This is a genomic window from Bradyrhizobium sp. HKCCYLRH1034 (assembly GCF_051168375.1).
GTDB lineage: Bacteria > Pseudomonadota > Alphaproteobacteria > Rhizobiales > Xanthobacteraceae > Bradyrhizobium.
Window position 1 is genome coordinate 394,432 of sequence record NZ_JBNPUW010000002.1, and the last position, 14,197, is coordinate 408,628.

The 14,197-nt window shown below is 64.8% G+C and carries 17 protein-coding genes; 7 read left to right on the plus strand and 10 right to left on the minus strand.

Going from position 1 to position 14,197, the window contains the following annotated elements; genetic code table 11:
- Positions 1 to 158 precede the first annotated feature (158 nt).
- From pqqC to pqqA, 3 genes are all read right to left on the minus strand, one after another.
- Positions 159 to 914, minus strand: a complete 756-nt coding sequence (gene pqqC / locus ACQR0W_RS05615; protein WP_409977980.1) for a pyrroloquinoline-quinone synthase PqqC — start codon at positions 912 to 914, stop codon at positions 159 to 161.
- A 20-nt stretch (positions 915 to 934) separates the two neighbouring features.
- Entirely contained in the window at positions 935 to 1,864 is a 930-nt protein-coding gene (pqqB, locus tag ACQR0W_RS05620; RefSeq protein ID WP_315718025.1) for a pyrroloquinoline quinone biosynthesis protein PqqB, read from the minus strand.
- 215 nt (positions 1,865 to 2,079) lie between these two features.
- Positions 2,080 to 2,160 carry a pyrroloquinoline quinone precursor peptide PqqA gene (gene pqqA / locus ACQR0W_RS05625; protein WP_012029362.1) on the minus strand — a complete coding sequence of 27 codons (81 nt, stop codon included), beginning with the start codon at positions 2,158 to 2,160 and terminating at the stop codon, positions 2,080 to 2,082.
- Between the two features lie 305 nt (positions 2,161 to 2,465).
- On the opposite strand from pqqA, the gene ACQR0W_RS05630 reads away from it, so the two are divergent.
- Positions 2,466 to 2,723 (plus strand): DUF6894 family protein, encoded by a 258-nt coding sequence (locus ACQR0W_RS05630; protein WP_315718026.1) that lies wholly within the window; start codon positions 2,466 to 2,468, stop codon positions 2,721 to 2,723.
- A 54-nt stretch (positions 2,724 to 2,777) separates the two neighbouring features.
- Here ACQR0W_RS05630 and ACQR0W_RS05635 read toward each other — a convergent pair whose 3' ends face one another.
- Positions 2,778 to 3,212, minus strand: a complete 435-nt coding sequence (locus ACQR0W_RS05635; RefSeq protein WP_315828337.1) for a group III truncated hemoglobin — start codon at positions 3,210 to 3,212, stop codon at positions 2,778 to 2,780.
- 80 nt (positions 3,213 to 3,292) lie between these two features.
- Positions 3,293 to 4,396, minus strand: a complete 1,104-nt coding sequence (locus tag ACQR0W_RS05640; protein ID WP_315828309.1) for a lactonase family protein — start codon at positions 4,394 to 4,396, stop codon at positions 3,293 to 3,295.
- Positions 4,397 to 4,760: 364 nt separating this feature from the next.
- Between ACQR0W_RS05640 and ACQR0W_RS05645 the strand changes: the two genes are divergently transcribed.
- The 4 genes from ACQR0W_RS05645 to ACQR0W_RS05660 all read left to right on the plus strand — a co-directional run bounded on the left by ACQR0W_RS05645 (position 4,761) and on the right by ACQR0W_RS05660 (position 8,339).
- Positions 4,761 to 6,155 carry an amidase family protein gene (locus ACQR0W_RS05645; RefSeq protein ID WP_316169165.1) on the plus strand — a complete coding sequence of 465 codons (1,395 nt, stop codon included), beginning with the start codon at positions 4,761 to 4,763 and terminating at the stop codon, positions 6,153 to 6,155.
- Positions 6,155 to 6,631, plus strand: coding sequence for a glutathione peroxidase (locus ACQR0W_RS05650; RefSeq protein ID WP_315828307.1), 477 nt, complete (start codon positions 6,155 to 6,157; stop codon positions 6,629 to 6,631). The genes ACQR0W_RS05645 and ACQR0W_RS05650 overlap by 1 nt, the downstream gene beginning before the upstream one ends.
- Positions 6,628 to 6,882, plus strand: coding sequence for a DUF3297 family protein (locus ACQR0W_RS05655; protein ID WP_315718031.1), 255 nt, complete (start codon positions 6,628 to 6,630; stop codon positions 6,880 to 6,882). Before ACQR0W_RS05650 ends, ACQR0W_RS05655 begins: the two co-directional genes overlap by 4 nt.
- Positions 6,883 to 7,283: 401 nt before the next feature.
- Entirely contained in the window at positions 7,284 to 8,339 is a 1,056-nt protein-coding gene (locus tag ACQR0W_RS05660; RefSeq protein ID WP_315828306.1) for a hypothetical protein, read from the plus strand.
- 203 nt (positions 8,340 to 8,542) lie between these two features.
- Here the strand turns inward: ACQR0W_RS05660 and ACQR0W_RS05665 are convergent, their stop codons facing one another.
- A complete protein-coding gene (locus ACQR0W_RS05665; protein ID WP_315828305.1) occupies positions 8,543 to 8,782 on the minus strand; it encodes a hypothetical protein in 240 nt (79 codons plus the stop codon).
- A 247-nt stretch (positions 8,783 to 9,029) separates the two neighbouring features.
- Between ACQR0W_RS05665 and ACQR0W_RS05670 the strand changes: the two genes are divergently transcribed.
- Positions 9,030 to 9,572 (plus strand): hypothetical protein, encoded by a 543-nt coding sequence (locus ACQR0W_RS05670; protein WP_315828304.1) that lies wholly within the window; start codon positions 9,030 to 9,032, stop codon positions 9,570 to 9,572.
- Between the two features lie 19 nt (positions 9,573 to 9,591).
- Here ACQR0W_RS05670 and ACQR0W_RS05675 read toward each other — a convergent pair whose 3' ends face one another.
- Together ACQR0W_RS05675 and ACQR0W_RS05680 are read right to left on the minus strand one after the other, a co-directional pair.
- A complete protein-coding gene (locus ACQR0W_RS05675; RefSeq protein ID WP_315828303.1) occupies positions 9,592 to 10,221 on the minus strand; it encodes a hypothetical protein in 630 nt (209 codons plus the stop codon).
- A gap of 2 nt (positions 10,222 to 10,223) precedes the next feature.
- On the minus strand, positions 10,224 to 10,511 hold the full coding sequence (locus ACQR0W_RS05680; protein ID WP_315828302.1) for a hypothetical protein: 288 nt from the start codon (positions 10,509 to 10,511) through the stop codon (positions 10,224 to 10,226).
- Between the two features lie 133 nt (positions 10,512 to 10,644).
- Here ACQR0W_RS05680 and ACQR0W_RS05685 point away from each other — a divergent pair, with 133 nt between their 5' ends.
- Entirely contained in the window at positions 10,645 to 11,061 is a 417-nt protein-coding gene (locus tag ACQR0W_RS05685) for an SRPBCC family protein (protein WP_315828301.1), read from the plus strand.
- A gap of 853 nt (positions 11,062 to 11,914) precedes the next feature.
- Here the strand turns inward: ACQR0W_RS05685 and ACQR0W_RS05690 are convergent.
- Together ACQR0W_RS05690 and ACQR0W_RS05695 are read right to left on the minus strand one after the other, a co-directional pair.
- Entirely contained in the window at positions 11,915 to 13,264 is a 1,350-nt protein-coding gene (locus ACQR0W_RS05690) for a malonyl-CoA decarboxylase (protein ID WP_315718038.1), read from the minus strand.
- A 126-nt stretch (positions 13,265 to 13,390) separates the two neighbouring features.
- Positions 13,391 to 14,197 (minus strand): AraC family transcriptional regulator, encoded by an 807-nt coding sequence (locus tag ACQR0W_RS05695; protein ID WP_315750222.1) that lies wholly within the window; start codon positions 14,195 to 14,197, stop codon positions 13,391 to 13,393.

Here is a 14,197-nt window from a genome sequence, read left to right on the forward strand (position 1 = left end):
GCGCATCGCCCGCGATGCGCAACGGGGTGGGGCGATCTCTCCATGCGCACCGCGGCAGGTGGCTTCACCCCACCCCGCCTCGCGCTTCGCGCGAGCCGACCCTCCCCCTCCAGGGGAGGGTGGCACCGGTACCCTTGAGAGAGCCGCGAAGACCACGCTCAGCCCTCCTTCGGCACGAAGGCGCCGGGCGGGATGTGGCCCTCGACATAGGCATGATACAGCGCGTCGAGCTGCACCCACAGCACGTTGGTCTTGAAGATCAGCGCGTTGCACACGGCGGCGCGCTGCTCCGGCGTGGTGGCGTGCTCCTTGACGTAATGCAGCGCGAAGTTCGCGTCGCGCGGCGCCTGGGTGAGACGGCGCTTGAAGTAGCTCATCGTGTCGTTGTTGACGAAATCGTAGTGCTCGAGCATGCCCGAGATGCGCTCTTCATGGATGCTCGGCGCGAACAGCTCGGTCAGCGACGAGGCGATCGCCTCCAGCGGCGAGCGGTCGCGGCAGAAATGCACATAGGCTTCGACCGCGAAGCGGGTGGCCGGCAGGATGCCTTCGGTCGATTCGACGTAGGCCGTGTCGAGGCCGAGGCCTTCGGTCAGTTTGATCCAGCGCTCGATGCCGCCCTCGCTGCCGACATCGCCATCATGATCCTCGATGCGGTGCCGCCATTCCAGCCGCGTGGCGCGGTCGCGGAAGCGCGTCATCACCATCGCGTCCTTCAGCGGGATCGTCGACTGGTAGTAGTAGCGGTTGAGCGCCCAGGCCTGCACCTGGCCCTTGTTGAGCTTGCCGCCGTGCAGCAGCTTATGAAACGGGTGGTGGTTGTGATAGCGCGTCGCGCCGATATGGCGAAGTGCTGCTTCCAATTCGCTTGCACTGTTCAGCGTCACGCCGCGTCCGATCGACAGCGCCGTCATTCCGCTCAGATTGACCTCACTCACAGTACGATCTCCATCCCTTCAGCGGGGATTTCCCATCCCTCGCGTTCCAACGTTTGCCGCTCGGGTGAGGCGTGCAGCCACGCCGGATTGGAGTTGTTGATGTGCAGGAAGACCTTCCTGCCGATCGCGAGGTCCGCCAGCTGCTTGATCGCGCCGCTTTCTCCGGACATCGCGATATGTCCCATGCTCTGCCCGGTCTTGTTGCCGAGTCCGGCCTGGATCATCTCGTCGTCGCGCCACACCGTGCCGTCGAACAGCACCAAGGGCGCGCCCCTCAATCTCGTTCTCAGATCATCGTCCACGCCGGCACAGGCGGCGATGACGTAGCAATATTGCCCGCCTTCGAGATCGGCGATCTTCAGGCCCAGCGTGTCGCCGGTCGAGGAGCTGCCGCCGGGATGCTGCTTGTCGCGCAGATACCACGCGCTCGTTCCCGAGACGGCGAAGGCCGTGATCTCCAGGCCCGAGGGCCGGCCGTCCTGCAGCAGCGGCCGGAACGGCACATCGATCACGATCGGCACGCGCTTGACGGTCTCGTCCTTCAGCACATCGAAGATGTTGTTCGATCTGAGGATCGCAAGCACTTTGGGGTGCGCATGGATCGAAAACGGCGAGCTCTCGCGCATCGACAGCAGCCCCGTGACCGCGTCGATCTCGCCATTGGTCAGGATCACGCCGGCGATCGGACTGTGGCGCAGGGCGCCGGGCTTCGGATGCAGTTGCGGCGTGCGGGTAACCTGCTGGCGCAGATCGGGCGAGGCGTTGATCAGGAACCAGTTGGCGCCATCAGCGCTGACCGCGACCGAGGCCTGGCTGTTGCTGATCTCGGGATGATCGGTGCGCGCGGCACGGCACACGGCGCAGCCGCAATTCCACTGTGGCACTCCACCGCCCGCGGCGGCGCCCAGGACGACGAGGCGAAGCATGAGCCGTCTCCTGGAATTCAGCTGTGGTGGCGCACGCGATTACCAGCGGCAGGATCTCCGACAGGCAGGCTGACCAACGGTCAGGACCGCCCGCAGGGAAGGTGACGAGGGTGGGACATCCGACCAGCGTACGGGCTGGCACATACGCGGTCGCTGATCCCCACCCTCAAGCGTCGACGTCCTGATCGCCGAGACCTGGACGTCACACCCGCGAATTATTTGCGGGCCGCGCAGGCGTACATGTTGATTTCCATGCCGACCGGCACTTCAACGATCTTCGGTGCTTTCCAGGCCATTGTCCTCTCCTTCAAGTCGGGACGGTTATCGTCCTCAGCAATAAACTACCGTGCTACGAAAAGTTCGCCAGTGGAATCTTTTTGTTTGAGCCTCTCAGGCCTGTTTATTGCAGTGCGAAGTTGCAGATGCGAGTTGCTGCCGTTTTCGTCGGAACGAGCCGTGAAAACAACGAATTCGTGATCGATGGCTTCGCAACACCGTTCAATTCGGTCCCTAGCTTGGGGGGCTGAGCTGGCCGGATAAAGCAGTCGTGAGATGTTCGAGACTTCAAAACCCCAGCGCGCGACCCCATTGGAAGCTGATGATGCCTAGATATTTCTTCAACACACGGATCGGCGAGGAACTGGTCTCCGACACCGACGGCGAGGTGCTGCGCAGTCCCGACCGCGCCTGGGAAGTCGCGCGCGACATGATCAAGGAACTGCTGCGGACCGAAGGCGGCAACGCGGCGCTGATGACGGCCGTCATCGAGGTGACCGACGAGGACGGTGAGATCGTGCTGGAGTTCCCGTTCTCCGAAGCGATCTTCAACATGCCGGCGCAATCGATGACGCGCCATTGAGCGCAGAACGGCCGCATGGCCGTTTCCCGAACGCCCGCGTGCTTGCGGCCGAGATCAGACCGAATGGCGCGGGCGCGCGATGTCGCCGCGCGTGCTGGCGATGCCCATCTCGAAACTGTCGGCGATGCGGCGGGCGCGGACGATGAAGAGCTCCGCGAGCTCCGGCGCGAACAGGTCCTTCGCCGTCGCCTCGAACAGTTGCAGCCAGCGGTCGAAATGCGGCCCCTGCAACGATAGCAACAGATGCGGCCGCATCGGCGCGCCGCTGTAGCGGCCGGTCTTCAGGAACATCGACGACCAGAAATCGCTGATCCTGCCGATATGGTCGTCCCAATCCTCCACGGTACGGTTGAAGATCGGGCCGATCAGCTCGTCCTCCCTTGCGCGCCCGTAGAAGGTCTCGACCAGCAGGCGGATCGAGGCGTCGTCGAGTTCCGGATGTTGAACTGCGAGGGGATGGCGGTCAGGCTGGGCGGCAGGCATCGTCATGGCGTTGTATATAGGCACTCGCAGCGCCGATGGAAACGCCGGGCCGCCACGTCCGATCTTGTGGCGGCCCTGTCGTTCGCTCACGGCAGGCTGACGAACTCCACCCAGTTCGGCTTCTTGCCCACGGCGTAGGATTTCAGGCTCGTGAGCGCGCCGCTGGCCGGGTCGATCCGATACACCGTCATCCCGTTCGACACTTCGCCGACGGCGGCGAGATAGCGCCCGGTGGGATCGATGGCGAAGCCGCGTGGCTGGGTCTCGGTCGGCACGCTGCCGATCAGGCTCACGCGCCCGCTGGCCGCATCGACCTTGAAGCCGGCAATCGTGTTCGAGCCGCGCTCCGAGGCGTAGAGGAACTTGCCATCCGGCGTCACGTGCAGATCGGCCGCCCAGGGCTTGCCGGTGAAGCCTGAGGGCAGGGCGGTGGTGCGCTGCTGCTCGCTCCAGGTGCCGTTCTCCGCGTCATAGGCATAGACCGCGAGATCCGCGTTGAGTTCGTGCAGAAGGTAGATGAACTTGCCGTTCGGGTGGAAGATGAAGTGGCGCGGCCCTGACTTCTCCGGCGTCTTCACCGTCAGCGCCTCCTTGGCCGTCAGCGTGCCCGTCGCGGCGTCGAAGGCGAAGCCGAGCACCTGGTCGGAGCCGAGATTGGTCGCGAACACGAAGCGGTTGTCGGGCGAGGGCAGGAAGGCGTGGGCGTTCAGCCCGGTCGGGATCACCTGGCTCGGCGCCGCGACGACGCCATTGGCCTGGATCGGATTCACCGCCACCTTGTTGCCGCCATAGGAGGCGCTGAACAGCACCTTGCCGGTGCGGTCGAAGGCGATGTTGGCCATGCTGTCGGCGAGCGGCCCGTTGCCGATGTGGCTGAGCTGACCGGTCTTGGCATTGATCGCAAAGCTCTCGGCCTGGAACGGCTGCGAGCGGATTCCGGCGATCAGCACCGTCTTGTCCGGGCTGACCGCGAGCGGGGTCGACGAGCCCGGCTTGTCGACGCCGACGAAGGAAGCCGTCTGCGCCGGGGTCATCTCGCCGGTGGAAGCATCGAACTTGAAGACGCTGATGTCGTTGCTGTCGGCGTTGCCGACATAGGCATAGGTCTCGGCGTGGCCCGCGCGCGGCGCCAGCGTTGCTGCAGCGGCGAGAACGAATGTTGCGGCCATGATGGTGCCCGGTCTGATCATGTGGTTTCCCCCTTTTGTGATGTGCTTGCTTCAGCTCTTAAAGTCGAACGTGAAGCTTGACCAAGCCTGATTCCGGATCGATCGATGCAGGATGGGTATTGATCGCGACCGCACTTCGCACCCCTAACACGCGGCCAGTTTGTCTCTCCGTCATGCCCGGGCTTGTCCCGGGCATCCACGTCGGTCCACGCGCGCTGCACGACGTGGATGGCCGGGACAAGCCCGGCCATGACGAGGAGGCGAGGGCGAGTGCAACAAGACCCATGCGGTTTGCTGCCGAAGCTATGCTGGAGTGCCGCGCCGCGACGGCTTTCTCCCGACAAGTGCTCGCGCTAGAACAAGCCCCGACACCACGGAGCTCCCCATGACCGATCTCTGGCGCCTGCCGGCTGCCGACCTCGCCGCCCTCATCAAGTCGAAGCAGGTCTCCGCCCGCGATGCCGCGACCGCGGCGCTGGCGCGGCTCGATGCGGTGAACCCCGCGGTCAACGCCGTGGTCGACCATCGCCCCGAGGACGTGCTGCAACAGGCCGACGCCATCGACTCCCGGCTGGCGCGCGGCGAGGATCCGGGGCCGCTCGCCGGCGTGCCGGTGACGATCAAGGTCAATGTCGACCAGGCCGGCTTCGCCACCACCAACGGCCTCAATCTGCAGAAGGACGCGATCGCCTCGGCGCACAATCCGGTCGTCAACAACCTGGTCAAGGCCGGTGCCGTGCTGCTCGGCCGCACCAACACCCCGGCGGTGTCCTATCGCTGGTTCACCAGCAACCTTATCCACGGCCACACCAAGAACCCACGCGACCCCGGCATCACGCCGGGCGGCTCCTCGGGCGGCGCAGGATCGGCCACCGCGGCGGGCATCGGCCATATCGGGCATGGCACCGACATCGCCGGCTCCGTCCGCTATCCCGCGTACGCCTGCGGCATCCACGGCCTGCGCCCGACGGTCGGCCGCATCCCGGCCTTCAATACACAGTTCCCCGAGCGCCCGATCGGCCCGCAGATCAGCGCCGTCTCCGGCCCGCTCGCCCGCACAGTCAACGACGTCAGGATCGCGCTGGCCGCGATGTCGGCGCGCGACGTCCGCGATGTCTGGTGGATGCCGGTGCCGCTCGAGGGCCCGCCGCTGCCGAACCGCGTCACCCTCTGCGTCAACCCGGACGGGCTGAACCCTGTGCCGGAGGTCGTGGCCGCCTTGCGCGATGCCGCCAGGCGGCTGGAAGCCGCCGGCTGGACCGTCGAGGAGATCGCGGACACGCCGCCGATGCAGGAGGCCGCGCTGCTGCAGACCCGTCTCTGGCTCGGCGACGGCTACGAGGCGCAGCTCGCGGCTGCGGAAAAGGAGGGCGACCCGGGCGCGCTGGCCTGCCTGCGCGGCGTCAGTGACAAGGTTCACCCATTCGACCTGTCGCAGACGCTCGCGCGCCGCGCCGCGCTGACCCGGCAATGGCTCCTGTTCATGGAGCAGCATCCGCTGCTGCTGATGCCGGTGTCGGGCATGCTGCCGTTCGCCGATCAGCTCGACCGCAAGGACGAGGAGTCGTTCCAGCAGGTCTGGCACGCCCAGCTCACGCAGATCGCGATTCCGTTCTTCGGCCTGCCGGGCCTGACGGTCTCGACCGGCATGGTCGGCCGCGTCCCGGTCGGCGTCCAGCTTGTCGGCCAGCGCTTTCGCGAGGACGCGTGCCTTCTCGCTGGCGAAGCGATCGAGGCTGGCGGTACCCCGCCGTCGCCGATCGATCCGGTGCTGGGCTGATGGCCGGCATCTATGATTTCACCGCGACCTCGCTGAAGGGCGAGGAGGTGCCGCTGAAGCGCTTCGAGGGGCAGGTGCTGCTGATCGTCAACACCGCCAGCGCCTGCGGCTTCACGCCGCAATATCGCGGCCTCGAGGCGCTGCACCGCGCCTATGCGGACAGGGGCTTTGCCGTGCTCGGATTTCCCTGTAACCAGTTCGGCGCCCAGGAGCCCGGCACGGCCGAGGAGATCGGCGCGTTCTGCGCCGGCAAGTACGACGTCACCTTCCCGCTGTTTGCGAAGATCGACGTCAACGGTACCGATGCACATCCGCTCTACAAGTTCCTGAAGGGCGAGAAGACCGGCCTCTTGGGCTCGGCGATCAAATGGAATTTCACCAAATTCCTGGTCGATCGCCATGGGAATGTGGTGTCGCGCCATGCGCCGACCACCACGCCCGAGGCGTTGAAGAAAGAGATCGAGGCACTGCTGTGAGCGACAACGAGACGACTGCGACCCCATTTCCTGACCGGCTGTCGGTTGATCCGAAGAGCCCCTATTACAATGCGGAGATCCTGTCGCGTGACGTCGGCATCCGCTTCAAGGGCGCCGAGAAGACCAATGTCGAGGAATACTGCATCAGCGAAGGCTGGATCCGCGTCGCCGCAGGGAATGCCAAGGACCGCCACGGCAACCCGCTGACCATCAAGGTCCACGGCCCGGTCGAGCCGTATTTCAAGGATTGAGGCGACTGCGCTGCGGGCCTCTGGTGGTCGTATCCGCCAACCTCTGCCCTCAGCGATGAGGCAAACCGCCAACCCAGGACTCGTCATGCCCGGGCCTGTCCCGGGCATCCCCGTCGTCATTCCAGGTGCACGATATGGATGGCCGGGACAAGCCCGGCCATGACGGTGTGGAGAAGGGCGGGGTCGAAGCAGCTTTAGCCCCCGCGTCGCGATGGGTATTTTAGAACGTTGGCGTAGATATTTGAGCGTCGTTCAAAATTATATTGAACGTCGCTCACAATCCGCTACACTCACCCATATCCGCCCCGTCGGCACCGGTCCCGAGGCGCGACGTCCCCAGGCGTTTGCGCGATCGGACCCCTGCGTGCCGTCTCCCGGCGGGGTCACAGAGGGTGATGACGATGGCCTATTCGGAACAAGATCTGCGCGCCGCCGCCGGGGCAGGCGCGATCGGGCCCGACGAGTTGCAGCGGTTGCTGACCTACCTCGAGCAACAGGCGAAGGCGGGTCCGGCGGCGCACGCCAAATTCGATGCCGCGCATCTGCTCTGGTACGCCGGCGCGCTGATCGTGATCGGCGCCATGGGCCTGTTCTCGACGGTGGCCTTCTCGCAGATGGGCGGCCGCGCCCTGACGGCCTGCGCGCTCGCCTATGCCGCCGCGTTCGGCTTCGCCGGCGACCACCTCTGGCGCCGCGACCTGCGCGTCCCCGGCGGCCTGCTGATCGCCATCGCCGTGTCGATGGCACCGCTCGCCGTCTACGGCGTCCAAGCCGAATTCGGCTGGTGGGGCAAGTTCGGCAAGCCCGGCACGGTTCATGACTTCTACGTCTGGATCAAGGGCAGTTGGCTGTTCATGGAGATCGCCACCATCGCGGCGGGCGCGATCGCGCTGCGCTTCTATCGCGTGCCCTTCATCGTCGCGATCATGTCGGTCGCGCTGTGGTTCATGTCGATGGACCTCACGCCCTGGATCTTCAACGTCAGCCATTTCGACTGGGAGATGCGCCGCGTGGTGTCGATCTGGTTCGGCCTCGGCATTCTCGCGGTGGCGTGGATCGTCGACTACACCAGCCACAGCCGCGACTTCGGCTTTTGGCTGCACTTGTTCGGCCTGATGGCCTTCTGGGGCGGCGTCAGCGCCACGGAAGGCGCGACCGAGCTGGGCAAGGCGATCTACTGCCTGCTGAACGTCGGCCTGCTCGCGATCGCCGTCATCATCGTCCGCCGCGCCTACGCCGTGTTCGGCGCCATCGGCATCACGATGTATCTCGGCCACCTCGCCGACGTCGTCTTCAAGGACTCGCTGCTGTTCCCGTTCGCACTGTCGCTGATCGGCGTCGCGGTGGTCGCGGTGGGACTGGCGTATCACCGAAAGCAGAAGGTGATTGCGGAATGGCTGGCGGCGAACCTCCCGCCGGCGATACTGCGGCTGAGGCCGCAGGGGGCGGTCGGGTGAGGCGCGGCGACAGCATACACCCTCATGGTGAGGAGTGCCGCGCGCGGCGCGTTCAGGCGGTGCTCTCGCATCGCCTTGAGAACAATGAGGTCCGAATGCTCAAGTGAGCAAGCGGGGCCGGAGAGCACGACTATGAGTGCTTGTGATCAAGTTCTGCGCCTCTTCCGGATCAACTCACCTTCAGATCGCTCGCGCGAGAGGGCTCAGCGCCGCGTCGTCTGATCCGCCAGCAGGGTGTCGAGCATGAAACGACACGCTTCATCCTCGCTGGCAAACTGCCGAACTCCCGCCTGCTCGCCGCGCTCATAGTAGTAGAATTTCCAGAGGGGGCCGTCCCGGTCCAGTCTGTACTGCTCTTCGCAGGCCCCAACCCCGTCGATGCTGAAAGCCTGTCTTGAGATTCCGTGACCAGCCAGCAGTCGTATCAGCTCTGAAGTCCTCACGTCATGCATCCTCAGGCGAAGCCTATGTCACTATGCCCCACATGGCGAGACCGTGTCACGAATTTTGCGTGAGACAGCGCATCACGTGTGTCCGTGAAATCTTAACGACAGTGCATGAATCGTTGCGCAGAGAGCAATGATGAATCGCCAGTGTGCCGCGGGAGCTTCGGACGCAGTGCTATGCTGGACAGGAGGCGAGGGCCGGTGGATGCTAGCGTTCGACTGACAGCAACGACATGAGCCCGCCATGAATCTTGATCACGAGAACGGCCACACGTTGGACGAGGTCATCCAGCATCTGGCCGAGACCATCGCCTGGTGCGCCTCGCGTCCGCGCCCGTGGTGGCCCTCGACGACATTCCGGAGCGCCGACATCGCGCCCGAATTCGGCAGCCGAACGCGGAAGGCCTGGGTTCAGTCGGTCGCCCAGCAGCGCCGTTGCCGCCTGGGTGGCGGCAACATCACCCCCCCAAACATCTGCAGCTTTCAAGGCCGGTTGCTTGCGTTTTTTCCTGACGATAGTCTCGATTGTGGCGTGGCCCACGACGAGACCGAAGGCTTTTTCACCGAAGGCAACGTGCCGCCCTGGGATACGTGGGTGGCCTACCTGCAGGAGGGGCCCACCACCAGCCATATCCTTGCGTGGGCTCCGGGCCCGCTGGCGCGGATGGTCAATGACGGCATTCGTGTCATTCCCGAACAGTGCGTCGAATGGATCGACGAGCGCCGGCCGCATCTGATCGAGGCGCTGGCGGCGCGAGGACTTCATATCGACAAGCCGAGGATGTGATGTGATCCTATCGCAAGGATCATTCACTTTGGCTGCCATCACGAAGTTCCAGTAGGGCATCGACGTATTGCTCGTAGCTGACCGAGAGGTCCGCGCTGACGGGGCGCTCGCGCTGGATGGCTACGACTTGGCGGAGTGTGTCCAGTTGGCCGAGCTTGATCAGGAGGATCGGCAAGTACATGATGAAGGCCGGCGATGCCCTCCTTTCGTCCACGGCTGCGCGCAACACGGCCTCGATGCTGGTGTGCCGCTGGATGTAGGGGTATCCGCAGGTCCGTATGCAGCAAACGATGTCGTCCGCAACGCTTACCTGCAATGGTTCGCCGCTATAGGTCCAAGAGATTCTCGTCCTGCTCTCTGAGTCCTGCTCGGCAAGCTGCTGCAGGTTGATCATGATCAACGGTGGTCCATTCTTGCCGTATCGCCATGGAGCCCCCAATCGTTTCAGCGCTTTGCTGCTGGCCTTCAAAAGTTCGTCGTTGAACAGGCCGACCACAGGGCCCAGGTTGTAACGTCCGGAGTCGATGCTAATCCATCCTCGCCACGCGTCGATCCATGGTTTGACATAGATCCCACGGGACGGCTGCCAAAAGCCATCTTCCGAGAGCAGCTCGAATATGCGTTTCGAAATCTCCGCTGAGGGGCTCATGATTATCTCTCGGTTTCTGGATGGCCTGGGAGTTCCAGTTTCTGCTTTTTCCGGAGCAAAGACTTGGCCACCGTCACGCCCGCCCAAATTCCAAGGAGGCCGCCGAGACCGACGCCAACCACGACACCCAACAGCGCGAGCATGCTCCAGTCGCTGTGAATGCCCCCAGGCGCGAAACTGAGAGCAAAGAAGCCGACTGCCAAGGCCGCGTAGCCGAGACCGACCGCTCCAAAAGCGCCGCCTGTCAGCGCTGCGGCGGCAACGAATGACACTCGTATCGCTTTTCCCATCGAAAATCCTGCGGTATCCCAAGAGGCAAGATTTGTCCTACCGTCTGTCGGGACCGGCCGGTCCCCATCGTCCTTCGAGCATCACTCCTGCACAAGTGCAGTGATCGTTCAACACGAACTAGGAGCAATGTTCATGAGGATCACCGTCGAAACCAACGTCGCAGCCCCGATCGATCAGGTCTGGCGTGCCTATACGACGCCGGCCGACATCGTGAGATGGAACGCGGCCTCCGACGATTGGCATACGACCAAGGCCACGGTCGACCTGAGAGAGGGCGGCGCGTTCTCGTCGCGGATGGAGGCCAAGGACGGCAGCATGGGCTTCGACTTTGCCGGCACCTACGCGAAGATCGTCGAGCACAAGCTGATCGAATATGCCTTCGGCGACCGGAAGGCCGAGGTCCACTTCGAGCCCGGCCCGAATGGCGTTGTCGTTCGTGTCGCCTTCGATGCCGAAACGACCCATTCCGTCGAGCAGCAGCAGGGCGGCTGGCAGGCCATTCTCGACAGCTTCGCGCGCCATGTGGAAGCGAAACGCAAGGCGTCGTGAGGGCGAGGGGGCCGAGGTCCCGGCGGGCACCGCGAGCGGTGCCCGAATCTTTCACCTTGACAAATTCCGAAAATCAGCAATGATGCGCATGTCCTGTCCTTTTCGCAGAGGGGCGTACGCGTCGTCACGAACGTCGGGATAGGGATGCGGTGGCCGCAGCGGCGACGGTGGACGACCGGCGTCGCTACGGACGGAGAAGTCGTGTGGTCCTGGCCTCTCGACGCTGAGGTCTGCGCAACGCGCCAAAGGCGCGTTGTCGCAAAATGGGGGCAAGAACGCCGATCCCCAGGGAGAGCACGAAGGACACCGTTCAAACCATCGCGCAGGGAAGGCCGGAATGCACCGGTCGTACCTGTGGTTCCTGCCCCGTGCACTTTCTCTCGCACGGGGGCCATGGGTTGCGGCCAGCACCCGGTCTTCCCTGCGCCCTCTGTATTTGTCGGAGGGACATGCTTCGCAGCAACTCGGGCGCCATGCGCCGCGAGGCTATGATCGCGCGTCCCCAAGCTGTTTGAAATGTGAAACCGGTCCAACCTCATCGTCGTCCCGGCGAACGCCGGGACCCATACGCCGCGGCGGATGTGGCTTGGCGAGGTCTAACGACTGGCCTGCCTCAAACGACGACCTGTGGTTATGGATCCCGGCGTTCGCCGGGATGACGACGGTGGCTGTGGCGTAAGCACAGTCTCTCACCGGCGTCATTGCGAGCGAAGCGAAGCAATCCAGGGCGACGCGAAAGACTCTGGATTGCTTCGTCGCTTCGCTCCTCGCAACGACGGAGTTCGCGGCGGGCAGGGTGCCGGATACGTCGAGCCGATGGCGCACGCGAGAGTGCTCTGCGCGCCTTCAAGCCCTACGACGACAGCCGCATATCCAGCAGCCGCCGGCCCTCGGCGCGCAGCAGCTTCTTGACCGCGCTCGAGGCCACGACCTCGCCGTCATTGGCATAGGCTTCGTGGTTCTTCTCGATGTCCTCGAGCCGATACAGGTAGTTCACCATCACGGTCGCGGATTCGCGCTGGCCCTTGGACGAGAGGTCGCCGAGCCAGTTGATGCGCTCGAGTCTCGCGCCGTTGCCGAGGTGGAAGCGGGCGACGGGATCGATCACCTTGCCCTTCGACGTCCGCGCCTTCAGGAAGTAGTGCGCGGCGAGCGGCTCGATCACCGGGCGCAGCTCGGCGGTCATCTCGGCATCCTCGACCCAGCGCGGCTCGTTCAGCAGCTTGAGCACGTTGCGATCCTCTTCGGTCGCATCGGTCGTCGACTTCAGCCAGTGCATGAAGCCGGGCACCGGCGACAGCGTGACGAAGGTGTCCAGCTTCGGCAGCTCGCGCCGCAGCTCCTCGACCACCTGCTTGATCAGGAAGTTGCCGAACGAGATGCCGCCGAGGCCGCGCTGGGTGTTGGAGATCGAATAGAATACGGCGGTGCGGGCGCGGTCGGCCGGCACCGGCGGACGATCGACGGCGAGCAGCGGCGCGATGGCGCCGGGGATGGTCTCGGTCAGCGCGATCTCGACGAAGATCAAGGGCGCATCGGGCATCGCGGGATGGAAGAAGGCGTAGCAGCGGCGATCGACCGGATCGATGCGGCGGCGCAGATCGTCCCAGTCGTGGATCTCGTGCACTGCCTCGTAGCGGATGATCTGTTCCAGAATGTTCGCCGGCGTCGACCAGTCGATCTTACGCAGCACGAGAAACCCCCTGTTGAACCATGAGCTCAAGAGATGCACGACGTCGCGATCGAGCGCGGCGAGTTCCGGATTGCCCTTGATGAGATCCAGGAGATCGGTGCGCATCGCCACCAGCTCGGGCGTGCCGCCCGGCGCGCGGTTGAGCCGGCGGATCAGCTCCTGCCGGCGCGGCTCGGAGGCGAAATGCAGCGCGCTCGCGCCTTCGTCCGATGGCGTCGCGCGCCAGTCGTCGATCGCCTTGGCGAGCCTGGCCTTGTCCGGCCCGAAATCATGCACCAGCGCGGTGAAGAACGCCTTGCGGCCCTCGGGGTCGAGATCGTGATAGCCGTCGAGAACGTCGCGGGCCATCGCCGTGCCCGAGGCCTCGCCGGCGCCGGACACCAGCGCCTCGCACAGCTCGGCCAGGCTTTTCGCATCATGCTTGTCGACAGGGGCGCCGCCGCCGCGCAGCAGCGTCCGGCCTCGCTCGGAAATTGTGGTGATCAGGTCGGTGAAAAAGGCGTTGGCCATCTGATGTCGGTCGAATCCCGGAGCGTGATGAAGGCGATGTTACATGGATTTATGGCAAAGCTGGCGACATTCAAACATAACAAATCGTCAACGCCGCCGTCGCGGTGTGCATATGCGGCCGGCGAGTCATGCACCTGTCTGCTCCGCGAATTCGGTCGGAGTGCGGCCGGTGACCTGCCTGAAGGCATGCGAAAACGCCGGTACGCTGGCATAGCCGAGATCGGCGGCGAGCTGCTTGACGGAGAGGTGACGGTCGGTGGACAGCCGCTCGATCGCGGCGGCGATCCGGGCGCGCTGGCACCACGCCTTGAAGCTCAGCCGCGTCTCCGCCGCGAACAGCCGCGACAAAGTGCGGGCCGAGCTGCCGACCTTGCCCGCCAGGGTCGCCAGGTCCTCCTCGCTCGCGGGAGAGGCGAGGACGAGCTGGGCGGCACGTCTCGCGCGCGGATCCTGCGGCAAGGGGATGAAGGTCGAGGAATCCTCGGCGCGGCGCAATTCGAGCAGAGCGAGCCGCACCAGCAGCGCCGTCCGCTCCGGCCCGCCGTCCGCCGCGAACAGCGCCAGGATCGCCTGATGCAGCAGCGGCGACACCTGCACGACGAATTCGCGGTCGAGCCGCGCGCCCCGCGTCTCCCGCTTCAGCCAGTCCAGCTCGAAATACAGCGTCCGCATCTGGCTGTCGGCCAGCATGTCGATGGCGTGGCCATGGCGCGCCGGCACCCAGACCGCGCGATCCGGCGGCACCAGCCAGCGTCCCCGCGGCGTCGTCACCTGCATCGTGCCGCGCGAGGCGTAGATCAACTGGGATTCACGGTGCATGTGCGGATCGAGCCGCGCACCTTTTTGATAGAGGCGCGCGATCAGATGGACGCCGGGCTCGGTCGTCACCCGGTCGGCGCCGAGCGGCTTCAATGGCGTGTCCACGATGGTCAT

What these genes read in the sequence shown, in the direction of transcription:
- pqqC (WP_409977980.1), bottom strand. Translation starts at nt 914, where the DNA reads ATGACGGCGCTGTCGATCGGACGCGGCGTGACGCTGAACAGTGCAAGC.
- pqqB (WP_315718025.1), bottom strand. Translation starts at nt 1,864, where the DNA reads ATGCTTCGCCTCGTCGTCCTGGGCGCCGCCGCGGGCGGTGGAGTGCCA.
- pqqA (WP_012029362.1), bottom strand. Translation starts at nt 2,160, where the DNA reads ATGGCCTGGAAAGCACCGAAGATCGTTGAAGTGCCGGTCGGCATGGAA.
- ACQR0W_RS05630 (WP_315718026.1), top strand. Translation starts at nt 2,466, where the DNA reads ATGCCTAGATATTTCTTCAACACACGGATCGGCGAGGAACTGGTCTCC.
- ACQR0W_RS05635 (WP_315828337.1), bottom strand. Translation starts at nt 3,212, where the DNA reads ATGACGATGCCTGCCGCCCAGCCTGACCGCCATCCCCTCGCAGTTCAA.
- ACQR0W_RS05640 (WP_315828309.1), bottom strand. Translation starts at nt 4,396, where the DNA reads ATGATCAGACCGGGCACCATCATGGCCGCAACATTCGTTCTCGCCGCT.
- ACQR0W_RS05645 (WP_316169165.1), top strand. Translation starts at nt 4,761, where the DNA reads ATGACCGATCTCTGGCGCCTGCCGGCTGCCGACCTCGCCGCCCTCATC.
- ACQR0W_RS05650 (WP_315828307.1), top strand. Translation starts at nt 6,155, where the DNA reads ATGGCCGGCATCTATGATTTCACCGCGACCTCGCTGAAGGGCGAGGAG.
- ACQR0W_RS05660 (WP_315828306.1), top strand. Translation starts at nt 7,284, where the DNA reads ATGGCCTATTCGGAACAAGATCTGCGCGCCGCCGCCGGGGCAGGCGCG.
- ACQR0W_RS05670 (WP_315828304.1), top strand. Translation starts at nt 9,030, where the DNA reads ATGAATCTTGATCACGAGAACGGCCACACGTTGGACGAGGTCATCCAG.
- ACQR0W_RS05675 (WP_315828303.1), bottom strand. Translation starts at nt 10,221, where the DNA reads ATGAGCCCCTCAGCGGAGATTTCGAAACGCATATTCGAGCTGCTCTCG.
- ACQR0W_RS05680 (WP_315828302.1), bottom strand. Translation starts at nt 10,511, where the DNA reads ATGGGAAAAGCGATACGAGTGTCATTCGTTGCCGCCGCAGCGCTGACA.
- ACQR0W_RS05685 (WP_315828301.1), top strand. Translation starts at nt 10,645, where the DNA reads ATGAGGATCACCGTCGAAACCAACGTCGCAGCCCCGATCGATCAGGTC.
- ACQR0W_RS05690 (WP_315718038.1), bottom strand. Translation starts at nt 13,264, where the DNA reads ATGGCCAACGCCTTTTTCACCGACCTGATCACCACAATTTCCGAGCGA.
- ACQR0W_RS05695 (WP_315750222.1), bottom strand. Translation starts at nt 14,197, where the DNA reads ATGACCATCGTGGACACGCCATTGAAGCCGCTCGGCGCCGACCGGGTG.